The organism is Paenibacillus sp. p3-SID867 (assembly GCF_025142895.1).
GTDB lineage: Bacteria > Bacillota > Bacilli > Paenibacillales > Paenibacillaceae > Paenibacillus_AQ.
This window is the reverse complement of record NZ_JAMBDM010000002.1, coordinates 563,952-583,407: the sequence shown is the minus strand read 5'-3', so window position 1 is coordinate 583,407 and position 19,456 is coordinate 563,952. Positions and strand designations below refer to the sequence as shown.

Sequence of the window (19,456 nt, the reverse complement as noted above, 5' to 3'; positions counted from 1 at the left end):
GTGTCACTAAAAGTATATTCTGTACGATTTAGTGTAAGGGCTTACATGGTGAGCCTACAATTCGAATGGGGGGCATTTTATGAAAAAGTTCAAAAAACTACGGTTTATGTTACTTATTTCTACGTTCCTTGTTTCAATCTTTCTCTCTGCATGCACAAGTTCAAATAGTGGTGAAGTCAAATCAGATGAGAATAAGACAGAAGATGTAACCGATTCAGGTGAGCAAGTGACGATTAAATTTATGACACCTTGGGGGGCGGAAGAAGTTAAAGCCGACTCTCGGATGCACTGGAGGCAAAATACCCGAATATTAAAATTGAACATATTGGTGCATTTGCATCTGCTGAGAAAATTCAGGAAGCCAACGCTGCTAATAATTCACCAGATATTATGCTCGTAACCGACCCGTTCGTGACATTAAACGAGTTGGAAATGACCTATCCACTGGATAGTTTGATTGCTGAAAGTAACCTGGATTTGACTAAATTCCGTGATGGCGCAATTGATGCCATTCGGTTACGTGATCCGGAACAGCAGGGCCGATTACTTGGCTTACCATTTGAAGATGTTGTCGTGAATCTATTCTATAACAAAGATATTTTCGATAAGATGGGCATTGAATACCCAAGTGAAACACCAACATGGGATGAAGTTCTTGATAAGGCAGCGAAACTTGCAGGAAAGCATGGTGACAGCACATACGTTGGCTTAGCCACACGTGGCCTATCCCAAGCGATGCTTCAATTATCCGCTCCTGGTACAAATCCGGAAACAGGAGAAATTATGTTCGAGAAAGATCCTGCTTTCGCCAAATATTTTGATTTAATCCATCGTGTCGTGAGTATCCCGGACAATGTTCCCGCTGAATCAGAGAAGGATAATTTTGGCTTTGAAAAAGGAAATGTCGCCATGATTCTGTCCTTTGTAAACAGTGCTAACTTATATGCTCATACAGAAGGTTTGAATTTCGGTATGTCTGCGTACCCAAGCTGGAGCGAGCTTCCAGGTGTATTGCCAAACAACGTACCGCTTACACTGGCTATTAACCCGAACAGTGAACACATTAAAGAGGCATTTCAAGTGTTAGAATTCGCAGTTTCTGATGAGAACCAGAAGAATTTATCCATTGGCGGAGCTCCTCCAGTGGTTAAGAACGCTGAAATACGACAATATATGGCGGGTGAAGATAATGTAGGCGTTTATAACATTGATGCTGCCTATAAAGGAGAACCGGCTAAACCGGTTTATTCACCTTTTGGTCCAGACATTTTCTATTACGAAGCTAACATTATTGATGATAAGACCGCAGAGTTTATTAAATTGAACGGCAAGGAAGACATAAACACATTTTTACGCAAAATGGTAGAGGAATATGATGCGTTATTGAAAGAGAAAGAGAGCAAGAAATAAAGTCATGCATTATATCAGATTATGATTAAATAAGGAGAAGCAGGCTTGTATAAGAAATGCCTACTTCTTCTTATTCTTATTTTTAATTCATGCTGCTTATTTTAGGGAAGGCTGTTAGGTGATAGAATATATGGATATTGAGTTTACTAAATTATGGGGGGAAGAAGAAATATAGCATGAACATTTTAATCGTTGAGGATGATGAATCAATTTGCAATATATTACAATCATATCTGGTGAATGAAGGTTGGACGGTATATACCTCGGAAGATGGTAATGATGCCCTCCAAAAAATTCATAACTTTAAAATTGATTTGTTAATTCTGGATTTGATGATTCATGGCATACCAGGGGAAGAAGTTTGCCGGAAAGTAAGAGGGTCTTCCAGCATGCCGATCATCATGATCACATCCAAGGCTCGTGAAATCGATACGATTAATGGTCTTAATTTAGGTGCGGATGACTACATTACGAAGCCGTTCCGTATGAAAGAGGTCATCGCTCGAATTCGAGCTCTGGAACGAAGAATGAATATGCTCTCTGTAAATAGCCGAACTGTGATGCGATTTAACAAAGGAAGACTTCAAATAAACTTTGAATCGAAGGAAGTATATGTAAACGGCAAACTCGTGAATTTAACGGTTACCGAGTTTAAGCTGTTAAGCGTTTTGCTCAAAAAACCAAATAAGTTATATAGTCGACAAGATTTATCTTATGAAGTTCAAGGTTATCGGGATATTGGAGATGGGAGAACGACAGATACGCATATAAAAAATATCCGCAAAAAAATTGAAGAGGATCATAAAAATCCAGTTTATATTGTAACTAAAATTGGTGCGGGGTATAAATTTACGTTCCATCCGGATGAAGATTACTAATGGAACTGTGGAATAGATTGCGTCAGACCCATTGCATTCTTTTTATCTCCCTTATTTTGACGTCTTTGATCTTTTTGCTAGCGACCTACTTCTTATCCCGCCTTTCATTTGATCGTTCAATAGAGGTTTATAAGATGAAGTTTGTGGAGGATCAAACGCAGAAAATCGCCTTTACTTTGCGCACACATCTAGAACCGGGCAAGCTATCGATCGAGCAGATGGACTGGCTGAAAACGGCAGTTAATGTGTATTCAATGAGTGTGCGTTATTATGCTCCGGACCATGAAGAAGTACTGTATGATTCAGGGCTGGAAAGTCAGCAATATGGCCGGCCCTTCACGGCGAGCAGTCCGATTTATGTCGATGGCCAGTTAATCGGAATATTGGATGCTACGGTGGATTTGGATCATGATTTCAATCTTCCTTCCGTTTCGTTTTTTTCGTTTGCTTTATTTGGAGGTAGCGGCGGTGTTGCCTTCCTCTTACTATGTCTAATGGTAGTTATCTGTTATCTTCTTGCCAAGCGATTGTCGAAGCCGCTTCGTTTAAGCAGCCTTCAGGCGAAACGTATTGCTGGGGGGCATAGGGACACTTTAATTACGGAAACGGGAACGTTGGAGCTGAATCAGCTGATTACTTCGATGAATAAGCTTGTCGTAGATTTGAATAACCAAGAACACTGGCGGGAACAATCGATGCAAGATTTAACGCATGAACTTCGTACTCCGCTAACTTCAATGTTATCCAGAATGGAGGCGCTTATTGATGGTATTTATCCAGCGAATGAAGAGAATTTAAAACGTATTTACGCCGAAATTGATCGGCTATGCCGCCTTGTGGATGATGTGGAAAAATTGTCTGAAGCAGAAGGAGCTAAATTCCAGCTTGATACCGAACTACTCGATATACGTAATCTGGTGAGGGATGTTTACGAGAATTTAATCTTCTTAGCTAAAGCCAAAGATATAAACTTTACGCTGCATACGATCTATACCCCTTGTCACGTAGAAGTAGATCCTGACCGTTTCGTCCAAATTATGACGAATATAATTTCCAATGCGATCAAGTATACGACAGTTGGAGGGAGCATTGATGTGGGAGTCACCATTGATCACAAAGAAATGGTTACTATTTATTGTAGGGATAACGGGATAGGGATATCGGAGCACGATTTGCCGCTTATTTTCAACCGGTTTTATCGGGCAGATAAAGCCCGTACTAGAGATACGGGCGGAATTGGAGTTGGATTAAGTATTGCCAAGGCACTGATTGAAGCTCATGGGGGAACGGTTCAAGCAGAAAGTAAGATAGGTGAGGGTTCGATGTTTCGAATTGATCTTCCGTTAGTCAGATCACCCAAAAACGAGCTGCTGGTGAACTCCTATTCGCCATATAAGTTGTGACGGAGGTTTTGCTTTCATCATGAAAAAAACATTCCGCTTGCTATTCAGAAACCCATTAATTATCATGTATCCGATTATTTTGGATGCGCTATCATTCATTATAGGGCTTATGATTGTTGGTTTTATTGGTGTACCTTCACTATCCATACGTCTTATTCTGGAGATGGGAATTCCATCGGTCAGTTATGTTAGTAATATTCCGCAGCTCATCAATCAGATGCAGTTTATGGGGGACACGATATCCGTGAGAGCGTGGATTCCTGTTATCTTCATGCTGTTGCTGATGGCTTTTGCTCAAGGGGGCTATATCGCTTCTTTGCGTAATGTTGTGGAAGGCAGACCCATTTCAATCGGTCAATTTATGAAAGACGGCAAAAAGTACGCGGTCCGCTTTATCTTCTTGTTTATGATCATAACAGCGGCAAAGACAGCAATTACCACGTTATTGGCAGCGTTTCTAGGTGTTATCGGACTGTTCCTGTCCCTCGTTGTATTTGTAATTCTCCGGATTATCTTTATTTATGTTGAATATTGTATTGTTGTTAATCAATTGACTATTGATGCAGCATTTCGTCAGAGCAGACGTTATTTTCAAGCGTCAAGTTTTAACACGTCAGGACTTATTATTGTCATGATGATCAGTTCAGGCGTCATTAGCTTGCTGCTTCACTATTTATGGAGCCCGGCAGCAGTAGTTGTGGCGATCCCTATCTGTGCCGTTGTCCTGGGCGTTGTTCAAATTGCTTTCATGCAGCAGTTGTTGTTAAACAAAGCGTCTGCATGAATAAATGTAATGAATCCCTAATACGTAAGTAACCCCTTTAAATAGCAGTAAGGACACTAGTCCTTACTGCTATTTATCGTTATGGATCATCACATGAAATACGCAGCATCTTCACACCACCTTCACAACAGAATTGTTAAGATTAGAAAAAAAGTTGAGGAGGGTCTTTGTGATAACGAATTCGATGATCAAACCTACTCACAGGCAGTTAGAGTATCAGAGCTGGGAGTTCGGCCTGTTTTTGCATTTTGGTCTGCGTACATTCTATGAGGGGTATGTGGATTTTGATAAGCGCCCGATGTCACCTTCGGAATTCAATCCTGCTCAGTTAGATTGCGAGCAGTGGATTCGGACAGCTAAAGAATCGGGGATGAACTACGCGGTATTGACAGCCAAGCATCATGACGGTTTCTCTAACTGGCCATCGAAATATAGTTCATTCACGGTTGCTCAGTCCCCATGGAAAGAGGGAACAGGGGATGTGGTGAAGGAGTTCGTCGCCGCTTGCCGTAAGTATGGTGTGAAACCTGGATTATATTATTCTCCATTTGACGGCTCGGCAGATTTTTATAATCAGGATGCCCGTGCATATGATGATTACTTCGTTAATCAAATTACGGAACTGCTTGGAGATTATGGAGACATTGATATTCTGTGGTTTGACGGCTGCGGCTCTGAAGGTCATGAGTATGATTGGGCAAGGATTATTGGTGAGATTCGAAGGCTGCAGCCGAATATTTTGATTTTTAATATGGGTGATCCTAATTTCCGGTGGGTAGGCAATGAAGACGGGATTGCACCGATTCCTTGCTGGAATGTTACAGATGCGACGGATTTCTCGATATTAACCGAGCAGAAAGATGCATTGGGGGAACATATATGGTTACCTGCTGAATGCGATGTACAGATGCGGGCGAATTGGTTCTACAGTGATCGTGATGAGCACACCATCAAGAGTCTGGATCAACTTATGGGCTTGTATTATTATTCGGTAGGTCGAGGCGCTAACTTGCTATTAAATATCGGACCGGATCGAGAAGGTCTGTTACCTGCCAAAGACACAGCACAGTTACAGGCAATGGGTGACGAGATTCGTAGAAGATTCGATCATCCGATTGCTTCAATTGAACAGTGTTCGCAGAATAAGTCAGGATGGTCTTATGAAGCAACGAAACCTCATTTAATCGATCACATCCTGATTCAAGAGGATCTAACGAACGGAGAACATGTTCGGAGTTTCCGGATTAACGTCACGACTGAAAAGACTCAACGGTCAATCACCGTGTACGAAGGAAGAAACATTGGCCATAAAGCGATTATTCGCATCCCTGCGATTAAAGTTCGAGGCCTTCAATTAGAAATAACAGATTATGAAGGTGTGCCTTCTATCCGCCAAATTGCTATCTACTATGTGGGGGGGATTCGAGAACAATCCGAGCATCAGCCAGAGAAGTAACTAACCCCGTACAGTTCGGGGGATGCTTTTTGAAATTTGATATTCATATATGTGAGGGGGATTGATTGTGATGAAGAACCGTAAAATCTGGAATGTACTCTTGATTTTGTGCCTTATGTTTACCGTTTTTGTAACCGCTTGCAGCGGCTCCGATAGTACAGCTAATGAACCGGAAAGCCAGTCTGAAGCGGCGGATACCAATAATACGGATACAAGCGCGGAGGAAGGTAAGGGAGAGGAACCGAAAGAGCCTGTCAAACAATTTAGCAATGAACCCGTAACGCTGAAGATAGCGACGCCTTGGGGAATCGACTATTTCACACCGCGAATGATTGATCCGATTCAAGAGCAATTCCCCCATGTGACCGTCGAGCATGTTGACTGGAACGGAACGGCAGAGAATATGCAGGAATTAAGTGCGCAAGGCATTGTTCCTGATATTGTGTTAGGTTATACCGGTCAAGCACCGTTTGAAGAACTTGAGATGGTATTCGGTCTGGATGACATGATTGCTGAGTATGGCGTTGATTTGAGCGGAGTCAATCCACAACTGCTTCAGGAATTACGTTCAAGGGACAAAGAAGGACGTCTGATCGGTCTTCCCGATGCGGGCGATGTCCTCGCCTTGTACTATAACAAAGAAATCTTTGATCTGTTAGGGGTCAACTATCCGTCTGACAATATGACATGGGATGAACTTATTGATCTGGCGAAGCAGCTAACCGTCAAGAAGGATGGTGTTCAATACAGCGGTCTTGATTTAGGGGCCATGCCAACGGCGTTATTTAATCAATTATCGATGAACTATACAGACCCGGAGACGGGTGAAGTATTGTTCGATAAAGATCCTAAATTTGCAAAAATGATGGAAGTTCTTAAGAAATATTTCAGTATCCCTAATATTTATAATCCGGACGAACCCAACAAGTTTGAAGGCAAAACAGCAGCGATGGTCGTGAACTGGCATGGCTTCTTAACTTGGTTTGGCGGAGAAATTGAAGAGAGAGTCGAGTATGAGAAAAGTATGGATATGGTTCCCGTTCCGTCGTTTGCGGATATGCCGGGAACCGCTCCTAAACCAGGCGCTCATCCATGGATTATTAATGATTTCAGTGAACATAAGGAAGCGGCACTGCAAGTGTTAACCTACGTGATCTCCCCTGAATACCAGATCCAATACCGGATGAGAATGGGTACTCCTTCCGTATCCTTAAGCCAAGAGGACGGGAAATTGTTTGGTGCGGACGATCCAACGTATACAGGCAAAAATGTCACCGCGATGTTCCAAAATCCATATGCTGAACCGCCAGCACGTAAAAGCCCATGGGATCGGCATGTTGCGTTCAGCGAGGCTCTTACGAAGTTTGCGACTACCGATTTAAATATAGCGGAATTCACACGTGTACTGAAGGAAGAATCAGAAATCAAGATCAAGGAAGAACAAGCCAAGAAATAAATATGAGATGCAATGGGGGGAATGGTAAATGAAGCTGAAACACGCATTTGTCCTATTGTTTGTGATTATTTTGTCTATTTCATTGCTGTCAGGGTGCAGCACGGAGGGTGGTGGCAACCAGGAAGCCACAACGGAAACAGTAGACGCGGAAACGCCACCCACGGATGCGCCATCCACAGATGCGAAAACAGAGGATGAGCAGGCCGTATCGACAGATGAGGTTACCATCAAGATTTTGTATCCATGGGGACAAGAGGCGTTCGATAAACTCTTTAAGGATATTGATGAGAAGCTTCCGAATATTAGCTTGGAATTAGTTGACTCCCAAGCACAATTGGAGCCATTGCAAGAGCTGAACGCGAAACAAATCGTTCCCGACATCATTTTTGCCAATTGGGGAATCGACGCGCTGCGGGAGCTGGATATGATCGAACCGCTCGATGGTTTGATCGAATCCCATGAATTTGATCTTAGTGGCATAGACCCCTCCATCATAGCTTACTGGCGCTTAGTCGATTCTGAGGGCAGATTGCTAGGGATGCCTACGGCTAGCGACAATTATGCGTTGTTTTACAACAAAGAGGTGTTCGATCTGTTTGGCGTGCCTTATCCAACAGAGGATCTGACATGGGATGCCATGGTTGATCTTGCGAAGAAGCTGACGGGTGAAAGGGACGGCATCCAATATCATGGGCTAGAGATGGGGCCTGGATTTGCAGGGACGGAAGCCTTGGTGCCTCTAAAACAATTGAATGTGAACTTGACAGACCCAGAGACCGGTGAGGTATTGATAACGAAGGAACCGGCAGTTACGAAATACCTGGAGCTGATGAAGAAGTTCTACAGCATCCCTGGCATTTATAGTGATGATCCGGAAGTCAGAAAGGATTATTCCTTTCAAAATAAAAATGTCGCCATGATCGTATCTTGGCCGGGATACATTAAATGGGGCATTGGAGATCCGGAAATCGCGAAACATATTCAAGCCGTACCGGTGCCGGTATGGCCGGAGTTACCGAATATTGCACCGGCTTCCTTCTCGCATCCGTTCATTATTAATAAACACAGTGAGCATAAAGATGAAGCATTTCAAGTTCTTGCCGAATATGTATCTCCCGAGCATCAGACGAAATTAGCCAGAATTGGTGACCGCCCTGTACTAACCGATCCGAAAGTTTCCGAAGAGTTCGGCGCGGAACTTGAGGTGTATGAAGGTATGGATATTAGCGCATTCTTCTCGCGTGAGCCAGCCATTCCAACAACGATCAGCAAATGGGATCAATATGTGGATCTTTCAGGTAGCCTTCTGAAATTCTCTGAATCCGATATGAACATTCCAGAGTTTCTAAGAGTATTGCAGGAAGAATCCGAGGCGAAAATCAAAGATGCCATGGCTAAGGGACAATAGATGCCTCTTGACCAGAAATAAACGACTGAATTGTGATTCGAACAAAGAGCAGGCTTGTCTATTTGAGACAGGCTTGCTCCCATGTAATCCATGCAAAGGAGGAATTCCGGTGTCGAGAATTATATTTAATCATGTTCACAAACGTTACGGGAAATATAAGGAATACGCTGTGAAAGACTTTAACCTCGAAGTTGAGGATGAGGAATTTCTTGTCTTTGTAGGTTCTTCAGGATGCGGCAAGTCGACAACATTACGCATGCTGGCGGGATTAGAGGATATTTCGGAAGGCGAAATTTACATTGGCGATACCATTGTGAATGATATGCCGCCTAAAGACCGTGATATATCGATGGTATTCCAAAACTATGCGTTATACCCGAACATGTCTGTCTACGATAATATTGCCTTTGGTCTGCAAATGAGAAAGCTTCCGAAACATGAAATTGAGTCATCGGTTAAACGGGCTGCCCGCGTTCTGGAAATTGAAAACTTCTTGGACCGTAAACCAAGGGAATTATCTGGCGGTCAGCGCCAGCGTGTTGCACTAGGTCGAGCGATCGTCCGTACGCCACAGGCATTTCTGATGGATGAACCGCTCTCCAACCTGGATGCTAAACTGCGTGTGCAAATGCGTTCGGAAATTATTCGCCTTCACAAAAAAATCGGTGTCACAACGATTTATGTTACCCATGATCAGATTGAAGCGATGACGATGGGCGATCGGATCGTGGTCATGGAGAAGGGGATTGTTCAACAGGTAGATACGCCAGAGGTCATTTATAATGAACCAGCTAATCTGTTCGTAGCCAACTTTATCGGAAACCCGCCGATGAATTTTGTGACCGGCAAAATTGAAGAGCGTGAAGGGTTCCTTGAATTCCATACGAAGCGCTTCGGTCTTAGGCTCACAGAGAAGCAAGCCCATACGATCAGACAGATGAATCTAGTAGATCGGGGAATCATTATTGGAATGCGGCCAGAAAACATTAGCTTTGAGGAAATCATGTTGGAAGCGTATCCACAATCGATTATTAACGGCACGATGGAATTAAGTGAATTTGTTGGATCTGACCGTTACTACCATATGAATATAGGGTTGGAGAAATATCTGGTTGCCCGTGCTCACCCACGCTATCACTTTGATGATGGAATGAGAGCTGCCGTCGCAGTGGATATGAACAAAGTTTTATTTTTCCATAAGGATACAGGGATTCTATTAACAAAGTGATGGAGGGATACGAATGGTAAAGAGAAGTAATAAATTTCTTAGCCGATTATTGCTCGTTATCTTATCCGTAGCCCTAATAGGTAATCCGGTGTTGCCAGGTAACGCACAAGGGGATCCCAAGACTGCGGAAACAAGCAGTCCGGGTGCACTTGCTCAAGATGTTTCGAGCCATGAACCCTATTTTTATACCATATCGAAAGAATGGGAGCAGAATAAGGTTCCGGCGGGTAAGAATGGGGCTCTGATTGACGCTGCATCGTATCATGCGAAATCGGATGATGCTGTCGTCTCCGTCGGCTCCTATGAAGGCGAGAATGATGTGCTTCTATGGTCTCAACCTAAAGGCTGGGTAGAGTACAAAGTAAATGTAGATCAAGAAGGCGTATATGAGCTGGCTACGGATTATCACCCGTATCTTTCAAAGGATGGGCTCGGGCGCCAGTCGGTGATCATGAGTGTTCAGATCAATGGAGAATATCCGTTTCGCGAGGCACATTCCGTTACGTTGGAGCGGCAGTTTTCTGAAGTGAGACCTGAGAAATATGATGATGAGGGGAATCAGATCCGCTCATTAATTGACGAAGAAGCGGGCTGGAAAACGACTTCTTTTCGTGATTCTGAGGGGTCATATAGCCAACCGTTGCAATGGCATTTGAACAAAGGGGAGAACACGATTCGTATAGAGACGATTCGCCAGTCGGTCGCGCTGAAATCATTCCGTTTACAACCCCCTACAGTCATTGCTAATTATGAAGACGTGAAGAAAACGTATCCAACGAATGAGGCGATCGGCAGTAAGGAAGTTATAGTCATCGAGGGTGAACAGTTCAGTCTCAAAAACTCCTCTTCGATTCAAACGCAATATGATCGGAGTCCGTTATCTGAGCCTAAGTCGCTCGATCTCGTTCGATTTAACACGATAGGCGGTACGGGCTGGAACAAAGGCGGTCAAGCGGTGACTTGGGATTTTGAAGTACCGGAAGATGGCGTATACCATCTGACATTCCGTGTGAAACAAAATTTGCGTAAAAATGCTACGGTATTTCGAAATATTTATATTGACGGTGAAATTCCTTTTAACGAAATGAAAAATGTTCCGTTTCCGTATGACAGCGACTGGAAAAAGGTATCGCTTGCTAATTCGGATGGGGAAGCTTTTGATTTCTATTTCACAAAAGGGAAGCATTCGATCAAGCTGGAGGCAACGATCGAGCCTTATATCTCAATCATAGCCGACATCGATCAAATGTCGAAGGAACTTCGCGATGTTTCCAGAGACCTTCGTATTGCTACAGGGAATAGCACGGATGCGTATCGCGTGTGGAATGTCGAGAAAGATATCCCGGGTATGACCAAGAGACTTGAAACATTAAAGGATAGCTTCAATAAACTTACAGATGAGATGCTCGCCATCAACAAGGTAAGAGACAATGTATCACAATCCTTTAAGTCCAGCGTGCGAGATTTAGAAGATTTATTAAAAGATCCGAATGAAATTCCTTATAGTCAGTTAACCATCGGAACGATGCAAGAGAAAATTGAGGCCCAGCGTGTGGAGTTGATGAATACCCCGCTGCAAATTGATCGAATTTATGTAGCCGCCCCCGATACTAAACTGCCTAAAATAGAGGCGAACTTCTTCGAGAAATTATGGAACGCGATCGTTACGCTGTTCCATTCCTTTACGAGCAAGAACCAGCTGGATCGGAATGCGGAGGATGAATTGAATATTTGGATGTTTAAAGGGCGTGATTACGTCGATGAGCTGCAGCAGCTTGCCAATGAACGGTTTACACCAGAGCATGGCATTAAAGTGAACATCAATTTGGTCCAATCGCCAGATTTAGTAGTTCTCGGGAAAGCAGCCGGGATATTGCCTGATATCGCGATTGGAGTGCCGAGTGCATCGATCTTTGATTATGCATTGCGCAATGCCATTTATGACTTTACAAAGTTCCCGGATTCGGAGGAATTGTTAGATCAATTCCATCCAGGTATTATGCAGCCTTACCGTTATGACGGCGGTGTTTATGGCATACCGGAAACGAATAACTTTAACGTCATGTTTTATCGCAAGGATATTATGAATCAGCTTGGCCTATCGGTTCCGGATACTTGGGAAGATGTATACCAGATCCTGCCGACGTTATTGCAGAACGAAAGCAACTTCTACATCCCGCCGGATAACTTCTCGTATCTGTTCTTCCAGAATAACGTGGAGTTGTACTCGAAGGATGGACTGACGAGTGCATTGAATGAACCGCAAGCTTTTGAAGCGTTCAAAGAATGGACGGAAATGTTCAATGTGTACGGGATGGAACGACAAGTGAACAGTTTCTATCAACAGTTTAGAGATGGAACGATGCCGATCGGTATTTCAGATTTCAATACATACATGCAGCTACTTGTCGCAGCACCGGAAATTATGAATGAATGGGCCATCGCTCCTATTCCTGGAACCAAACAGGCAGACGGTACGATTGCAAGATGGGCTGCCGCGGGAGCACCGACAGCGAACGTTCTGTTCAACGATACACCGAAAGAGAAACGCGATCTCGCTTGGGATTTTATGAATTGGTATATGTCTGAAGATATTCAAACCGAGTTTGGACTGAATCTCGAGCAATATCGCGGTGAATCATTCCGCTGGAATTCAGCTAATGTTCATGCGTTTGCGAATATGCCCTGGAAACAGGATGATCTTAGCGTTATTTTGGATCAATGGCAGTGGCTGCAAGAATGGCCCAATGTACCGGGAGGATACATGACGGCACGAGAGCTTGGTTTTGCTTGGAACAATGCAGCTATTGATCAAGTAAATCCAAGGATTGCATTAGAGAAGGCAGTTAAAGAAATTAACCGGGAGATGAAGCGTAAACAGCAGGAGTTCAACTATATCGATGAAAACGGGCAAGTATTGAAGAAACTCGATCTGATCCGAATTACAGAGCCTTGGAAAGGAGCGATTCTGAATGAAAGATAATGCAGCAGCCCTTTCTGAGAAGATGAGTGGAGCTCCGGTCAAGCTCGGTAAGACAAAGCCTGACATTTCGGAACGGATCCATTATTTGTTGAAAGAAATGTGGAAGTACCGCTTATCTTACTTATTTATTTTACCGTTCATGGCGATGTTCATCCTATTTATCCTGATTCCTGTTGTTTCAGGTATTCTGTTAAGCTTCACCTATTTTAATGCCTTTGATTTTCCATCATGGCGGGGCTGGCTTAACTACCAGAATTTATTCTCACAGGACATTATTTTCTTGCAGTATGTATTGCCAAACTCGTTTAAGTTTGCCGTATTCGTAGGGCCCGTCGGTTATATTTTAGCCTTTTTGTTAGCCTGGTTAATTGCTCAGTTGCCAACAACGATGCGCACCTGGTATGCACTTGCCATGTACGCTCCTTCGTTATCTGCAGGTGTTGCGATGGCCGTCGTTTGGACCGTTATGTTTACCGGGGACCGATCGGGTTATATTAACAGCTTTTTGCTCAAATGGGGATTGATTGAGCAGCCGGTTTTATTCTTGCTCGATAAAGACTTCTTGCTCAATATTATGATCATTGTCTCGATTTGGTCTTCCATGGGGATCGGTTTCTTGGCCATCTTGGCCGGTATTCTCAACGTGGATAGACAATTGTACGAGGCAGGACGAATTGATGGGATATCGAGCCGTCTTCAAGAAGTGTGGTACATCACCATTCCAATGATGAAGCCGCAGATGATGTTCGCAGCCATTATGGCGATCGTTCATACGATTAAAACCGGAGGTATCGGGGTTCAATTGTCGGGTACGAATCCGACCCCGAATTATGCGGGTCAATTATTAATTGATCATATCAATGACTATGGCTTTATTCGTTTCGAACTCGGTTACGCGAGTGCGATATCTATCGTTGTTCTTCTGATGTGTTATGTGTTAAGTAAATTTTTCGGCTATTTATTCGCACCGAAGGAGGATGAATAATGCAAGAGGCACGGATGACTGCCATGCAGCGGAAATTAAAGATAAAATGGAGCGATTTTGTATTAGCTCTGAGATTGATCGATCGAGCACAAATATGGATTGCCATCTGTATCTTACCGCTTGCCATTTTCATGCTCCTTCCGCTCATTTATTTGTTCAACCATGCATTTAAACCATTGCATGAGCTATTTATGTTCCCGCCCACATTTATTGTCAGGGAGCCGACAACGGGCAGTTTCTCCGAACTGTTTGCCATGACGGCAAGCACCATTGTGCCGGTATCCAGGTATGTATTTAACAGTATTGTGGTTACCTTACTGTCTAGTGTTGCCATGGTGATCACAGGAGCGATGTGTGCCTATCCCCTATCGAAGCATCCGTTCCCAGGATCGAAAATTGTGCTCGGTTTAATTATGCTATCGCTGCTGTTTGCAACAGAAGCCATTGCAATTCCGCGTTTTATCGTCATTCAAAGTCTAGGGATTATGAATACTTATTTGGGTCACGTACTACCCCTTGTCGCGATGCCAGTCGGAGTATTCCTATTGAAACAGTTTATGGACCAAGTGCCTAACGAGCTGCTGGAAGCTGCGAAGATCGATGGCGCGAAAGAATTCACGATTTTCCTGCGTATCGTTATGCCAATCGTCACACCTGCCATCGCAACGATTTCAATCCTTGCCTTCCAATCGGCATGGGGGAACGTGGAGACTTCAACTTTATTCATGCAGGAAGATTCCATGAAGACGCTCCCGTTCTACATGAGCACATTAACATCTGGGCTAAGTAACTCTGTAGCCAGACAGGGAGCTGCGGCGGCAGGAGCATTAATCATGTTTTTACCGTCATTGATCATCTTTTTGATCTTCCAGAGAAGAGTAATTACGACGATGGCGCATTCGGGAATCAAATAAGCAGAGGAATGGGGGAGGTGTACCGTGCGCAACCATCAAAGCAAATCGAAATATATGCTTTGGCTAGTCTGCTTGATTGCACTGACTGGATTCCCGATGATCGCAAGCGCTGATGTTCCTTATCGTACCTTCACGGAAGATAGCTATGAACGTACGATTATGACGCAATCTGCTTATTCTCCGGTCGGCGTATTAGCGCAGGAAATTCCAGTAGTCAATGAAAAGGGTGAAGTAGAGTATACATCGCTGCAACGGCCTCAGGATCTATTCATTGCAGACAACGATGATATTTATATTGCGGATACCGATAATAATCGGATTGTTCATCTGAATGAAGATGGTGAGCTCGTTCGGATCATCACATTGCCAGAAAGCCCGTTAAATCAACCACAGGGTGTGTTTGTGGCCGATCATGGCGATATTTACATTGCGGATACAGGTAATAAGCGGGTTGTTCACCTTGATAAGAATGCGAAATTATTAAATGAAATTGGCCGTCCTGAATCCCCGCTTATTAATGAATCCTTCGTATATGAACCGACGAATATGGTGATCGATAAACGCGGCTTTATCTATGTTGTATCGAAAGGGAGTTATCACGGGATCATCCAATTTACCCCTGAGGGGAAATTCGATCAGTTCTTCGGTACGAATAAAACGGAAGTAACGCTGATGGATATCATTCGGAGACAGTTTTATTCGAAAGAGCAATTGAGTCGGCAAGTTCGATTGCTGCCTGTAACGATCCGGAATATAGATATCGATGATCAAGGCTTCATCTATACGGTTTCCGGTTCCAAAACAGAGCAAGTCAAGAAATTAAACATTCGCGGCGAAAATATATGGAAAGAGATGTCGTTCAATGAACGGTTGTTTTCCTTAGCTGCCGTAGAATCTGATGAATTGATTGAGAAGCAGCTTACCGATGTTTCCTTAGATCAGAATGGTAATGTAACGATTATCGATAAATCACGGAACATTGTTTCCCAGTATGATGCAAACGGAACGATGTTATTCTATTGGTCGGGCCGTTCGGCCTTAGGTAATTCGCTGGTTGGTTTAACAGCTGCACCTGTTGCAGTAGAAACCAACTCGAACAAACGCCTTTATATTTTGGATGAGGCGCTTAATCTCATTCAAGTCTATGAACCGACCGAGTTTGGAGCAACGGTTCACGAAGCTTACAAGTTAATGGAGGAAGGCAAGTATTCAGAAGGGGAGCAATATTGGAACAAAGTACTGAAGTTGAATGCTCATTTCGCTCCAGCGTATAAAGGAATCGCTCAGGCCGCATTTTCTCGCGGTGAATACGAGCGCGCTAGAGCCTTGTTCAAGCTTGCAGGAGATGGTGAGGGATACTCAGACTCGTTCTGGCAAATTCGCTTGCAATGGTTCCAGAGAAACTTCTCGACTTTGGCGAACTTTGCTATTATAGCCGGCCTCTTATTATGGGTCTTTATCAAGCTAAAGAGAAAATTCAATTTCCGAATGATGCCGAAATCGAATAAGTTGAACAGTCAAAACTGGTTCCAGCAATTAAAGCATGTATTCTACATCTTAAAACATCCGATTGATGGATTTGGCGATTTGAGATATTTGAATAAGGGCGGCTACATCAGTGCTTTCATTATTCTCATACTAACGGTGGTCATGCTGCTGGTGAAATCATTCTATACGAGTTTTACGTATAATCCGGTTCCGGTCTATGCCAAAGGTTCAACCTACATGCTCACGGTCTTCTTGGCGGTATGGTTCTCATGGGTGATATGTAACTATCTGGTAGGTTCGATCAAGCAAGGTGAAGCAAGGTTTAAAGATGTTTTCGTTGGAAGCTGTTATTCCTTGTTCCCAGTTGTGTTACTCGGGATCCCGCTTGCTCTTATTTCGAACATCTTTACACAAAGCGAAGCATCCATTTACAGCACGATCGAGGTCGGTATGCTTTTGTGGAGCGGGTTATTATTCTTCTGGAACATTCAAGCGCTGCAAAACTACGGTGTTGGGGAAACGGTATTGAACATTACACTTACGGTCATCACGATGACCATTATGTGGGTACTTGTGTTCATCTTAATCGGACTCACATCCGAATTTGGTAACTTTGTTTACACGATCTATCAGGAGGTGTCGATGTGATGCGCTTATTACGCTCCAAAAAACGATTAATGGTAGCTGTCATCTGCGTCTTATTCGCGTCGACGCTCGGCGGTTTCATGTTTGCTACATCCGCTTCAACCGATAAGAAGCAGACCGAAACTCAAACTACAGCACAGACTGAAACAAAGGCTGAAACTCAAACGGAGACAAAGACGGCACCTCAGACGAATACGACACAGGCAGTAACCCCTGCGAAATTAAATGGAAAATTGCCGGATGAAACTATGTTCCAAAGGATAGCGGAAAATGAGAAATTATTGCTTAAGGCGGATAAGTCCTCCGGTCATTTTACCGTAACAAGTAAAACAACAGGAGAAGTATGGCGCTCCTTTCCTAATCCGAAGGATTGGCAGGATAAGCTGAATACGGATGCATGGAAGGTGCATCTTGCTTCCCCCTTTATGTTCCGTTATGTAGAGTTTAATCTGCGTAAAGATTTGCTGAAGGAGACTAACTTCTATGCACAAAAAGGGGGAATAAGCCAGTTCGAAGTAACGGATCAGGGATTTAAAGTTATGTATGACATGCCGAATCTTGGCTTCACTATTCCTGTAGAAGTAAAGCTCGGCGAAGATTTCGTGGAAACGAAGGTGTTAGCTGAGGGTCTTGTGGATGAGAAAGTCATTCCGAAGGAAGAGCCGGCGGCAGCTACGGTTGATAAGGATGGCAAAGAAGTCAAGAAACCGAAGCCCAAGAAAGATCCTATGGCTCGCCTAGTATCCATTCGGTTGTTCCCTTTCTTGGGTGCCCAAACTTCGAATGATGAAGATGGATTTCTGTACATCCCAGACGGTCCGGGCGCGTTAATTGATTTCAGAGAACGTCGTGCGGGCACGCAGAACCTCTACACGGAGCGTGTTTACGGTGACGATTGGGCATACAGTAACCGCAATACCCTCTCTGATCGTAATCCGATTACCATGCCGGTATTCGGGATTAAATCGAATAAGCAAGCGCTTCTAGGAGTCATAACGGAAGGTGAGGAGTATGCGAATGTGGTAGCGGCCCCTTCGGGATCATTCAGTCAATTCAACTGGGTTGCACCAGAGTATCAATACCGGTTCAAGTTCTTCCAACCGACAGATACGAAGAAGCAGAATGGTTACTTGACGTATAGCAAGGACATAACGAAGTCGGATCGTGCTACCCGTTATTATATGATCGAGGAGAAAAACGAGGAAATTAGCTATGTTACATTAGCAGAACGCTATCGGGATTTGTTGATGAAGGAGTCTGCGATGAAACCGTTAGAAGGTGAGCGAGCGAAGCTGCGGCTTCAGCTGCACTTCCTTGGCGGCGATACCGAAGACGGATTTTTGTGGGATTCCTATCTACCGTTAACAACGACGAAAGAGGCGGAAGGTATTGTCCAGGAGTTGTCTGCACTCGGTGTGGATAACATGGACATCACTTATCTCGGATGGCAGAACGATGGATACAGCAAGTTTGGCGGTGACTTCCCCGTTCCAGATAAACTTGGTGGTAACAAAGGAATGAAGAGATTTACCGATTTTGCTCATTCGAAGGGCTACACGGTTTATCTTGATGCCTCTTCCTATACGTATAACAGAGGCGGCAAAGATGGGTTTCGGAAGAATAGAGATGGCCTTCGTGATTTAGCTTCTTCTGTCATTGAATCGATGAATTGGGATAGCAGGAGGAAGACGTTTGTCAGTCCTCAATTTATGCAGGGTGTTATCGAAGGGGATTTTCAAGAAGCACAATCATTAGGAATCGATGGCTATGTATACGGTCAAGGAATCGGATCGTTCTTGAATACGGATTTTAATGAGAATTATCTAACAACAAGAGAACAATCGAAGGAAATTCAGAGCCAATTGTTCGAGAAGACAAAAGAAACGTTTGGCAGCGTAAAAGGGGAAAGAGGTAACGCATATACCTTCCCATATATCAGCCATATGGACAATATGGCGTCTAACTTCTCCTACGATTTGTTTGTCGATCGCGTTGTACCCTTTGCCCAAATTGCTCTCCACGGTCTGACAACATACTCGTTCGAGTATGCGAACTTGAGTGATGACTATGCGAACAATTTCTTAAAGGGAATTGAATACGGCGCAGTACCGTCATTTGTCGTGACGAATGCCCCATCACAGGAGCTGCTTAAATCACTTTCTCTGCATGAGTTCTATAGCACAAACTACAAAGACTGGCTTGATGAGATCGTGTCCCAGTATCAAAAATACGAAGAGGCGCTTGGCGATGTGCAGAATGAGTTCATTACGGGTCATCGTGAAATCATAAGCGGCGTATTCGAAACAACATATAGTAACGGGAAACAAGTGATCGTTAATTATAACGATAAAGAGGTTCGTGTGGACAATGTTGTTGTGAAAGCTAAAGATTATCTCGTAAGCAAAGGAGGTGCGTAAT

13 protein-coding genes are annotated in these 19,456 nt (G+C 43.7%); all 13 read left to right on the top strand.

What is annotated here, in order from left to right; all coding sequences use genetic code 11:
* Positions 1 to 288 precede the first annotated feature (288 nt).
* The 13 genes from M4D81_RS05850 (at position 289) to M4D81_RS05790 (ending at position 19,455) form a co-directional block, all read left to right on the top strand.
* The gene (locus tag M4D81_RS05850; protein ID WP_260065107.1) at positions 289 to 1,410 is read left to right on the top strand and encodes an ABC transporter substrate-binding protein; all 1,122 of its coding nucleotides are present in this window, start codon (positions 289 to 291) and stop codon (positions 1,408 to 1,410) included.
* Positions 1,411 to 1,586: 176 nt separating this feature from the next.
* Positions 1,587 to 2,288, top strand: a complete 702-nt coding sequence (locus tag M4D81_RS05845; protein ID WP_260065002.1) for a response regulator transcription factor — start codon at positions 1,587 to 1,589, stop codon at positions 2,286 to 2,288.
* 134 nt (positions 2,289 to 2,422) lie between these two features.
* Positions 2,423 to 3,691, top strand: a complete 1,269-nt coding sequence (locus M4D81_RS05840) for a sensor histidine kinase (RefSeq protein WP_260065000.1) — start codon at positions 2,423 to 2,425, stop codon at positions 3,689 to 3,691.
* A 19-nt stretch (positions 3,692 to 3,710) separates the two neighbouring features.
* Positions 3,711 to 4,475, top strand: a complete 765-nt coding sequence (locus M4D81_RS05835; protein WP_260064999.1) for a hypothetical protein — start codon at positions 3,711 to 3,713, stop codon at positions 4,473 to 4,475.
* 169 nt (positions 4,476 to 4,644) lie between these two features.
* A complete protein-coding gene (locus tag M4D81_RS05830; protein ID WP_260064998.1) occupies positions 4,645 to 5,931 on the top strand; it encodes an alpha-L-fucosidase in 1,287 nt (428 codons plus the stop codon).
* A 70-nt stretch (positions 5,932 to 6,001) separates the two neighbouring features.
* The gene (locus tag M4D81_RS05825; RefSeq protein ID WP_260064997.1) at positions 6,002 to 7,387 is read left to right on the top strand and encodes an ABC transporter substrate-binding protein; all 1,386 of its coding nucleotides are present in this window, start codon (positions 6,002 to 6,004) and stop codon (positions 7,385 to 7,387) included.
* A 28-nt stretch (positions 7,388 to 7,415) separates the two neighbouring features.
* Positions 7,416 to 8,795 (top strand): ABC transporter substrate-binding protein, encoded by a 1,380-nt coding sequence (locus M4D81_RS05820; RefSeq protein WP_260064995.1) that lies wholly within the window; start codon positions 7,416 to 7,418, stop codon positions 8,793 to 8,795.
* Positions 8,796 to 8,904: 109 nt separating this feature from the next.
* Entirely contained in the window at positions 8,905 to 10,023 is a 1,119-nt protein-coding gene (locus M4D81_RS05815; protein ID WP_311200609.1) for an ABC transporter ATP-binding protein, read from the top strand.
* A 13-nt stretch (positions 10,024 to 10,036) separates the two neighbouring features.
* Positions 10,037 to 13,006: an extracellular solute-binding protein gene (locus M4D81_RS05810; RefSeq protein WP_260064993.1), complete on the top strand. Its 2,970-nt coding sequence runs from the start codon at positions 10,037 to 10,039 to the stop codon at positions 13,004 to 13,006.
* 97 nt (positions 13,007 to 13,103) lie between these two features.
* Entirely contained in the window at positions 13,104 to 13,991 is an 888-nt protein-coding gene (locus tag M4D81_RS05805) for a carbohydrate ABC transporter permease (protein ID WP_397376662.1), read from the top strand.
* Positions 13,991 to 14,905: a carbohydrate ABC transporter permease gene (locus tag M4D81_RS05800; RefSeq protein ID WP_100540388.1), complete on the top strand. Its 915-nt coding sequence runs from the start codon at positions 13,991 to 13,993 to the stop codon at positions 14,903 to 14,905. Before M4D81_RS05805 ends, M4D81_RS05800 begins: the two co-directional genes overlap by 1 nt.
* Positions 14,906 to 14,929: 24 nt before the next feature.
* Entirely contained in the window at positions 14,930 to 17,041 is a 2,112-nt protein-coding gene (locus M4D81_RS05795; RefSeq protein WP_260064989.1) for a YIP1 family protein, read from the top strand.
* Positions 17,041 to 19,455, top strand: a complete 2,415-nt coding sequence (locus tag M4D81_RS05790) for a DUF5696 domain-containing protein (protein ID WP_260065103.1) — start codon at positions 17,041 to 17,043, stop codon at positions 19,453 to 19,455. The genes M4D81_RS05795 and M4D81_RS05790 overlap by 1 nt, the downstream gene beginning before the upstream one ends.
* Position 19,456 lies beyond the last annotated feature (1 nt).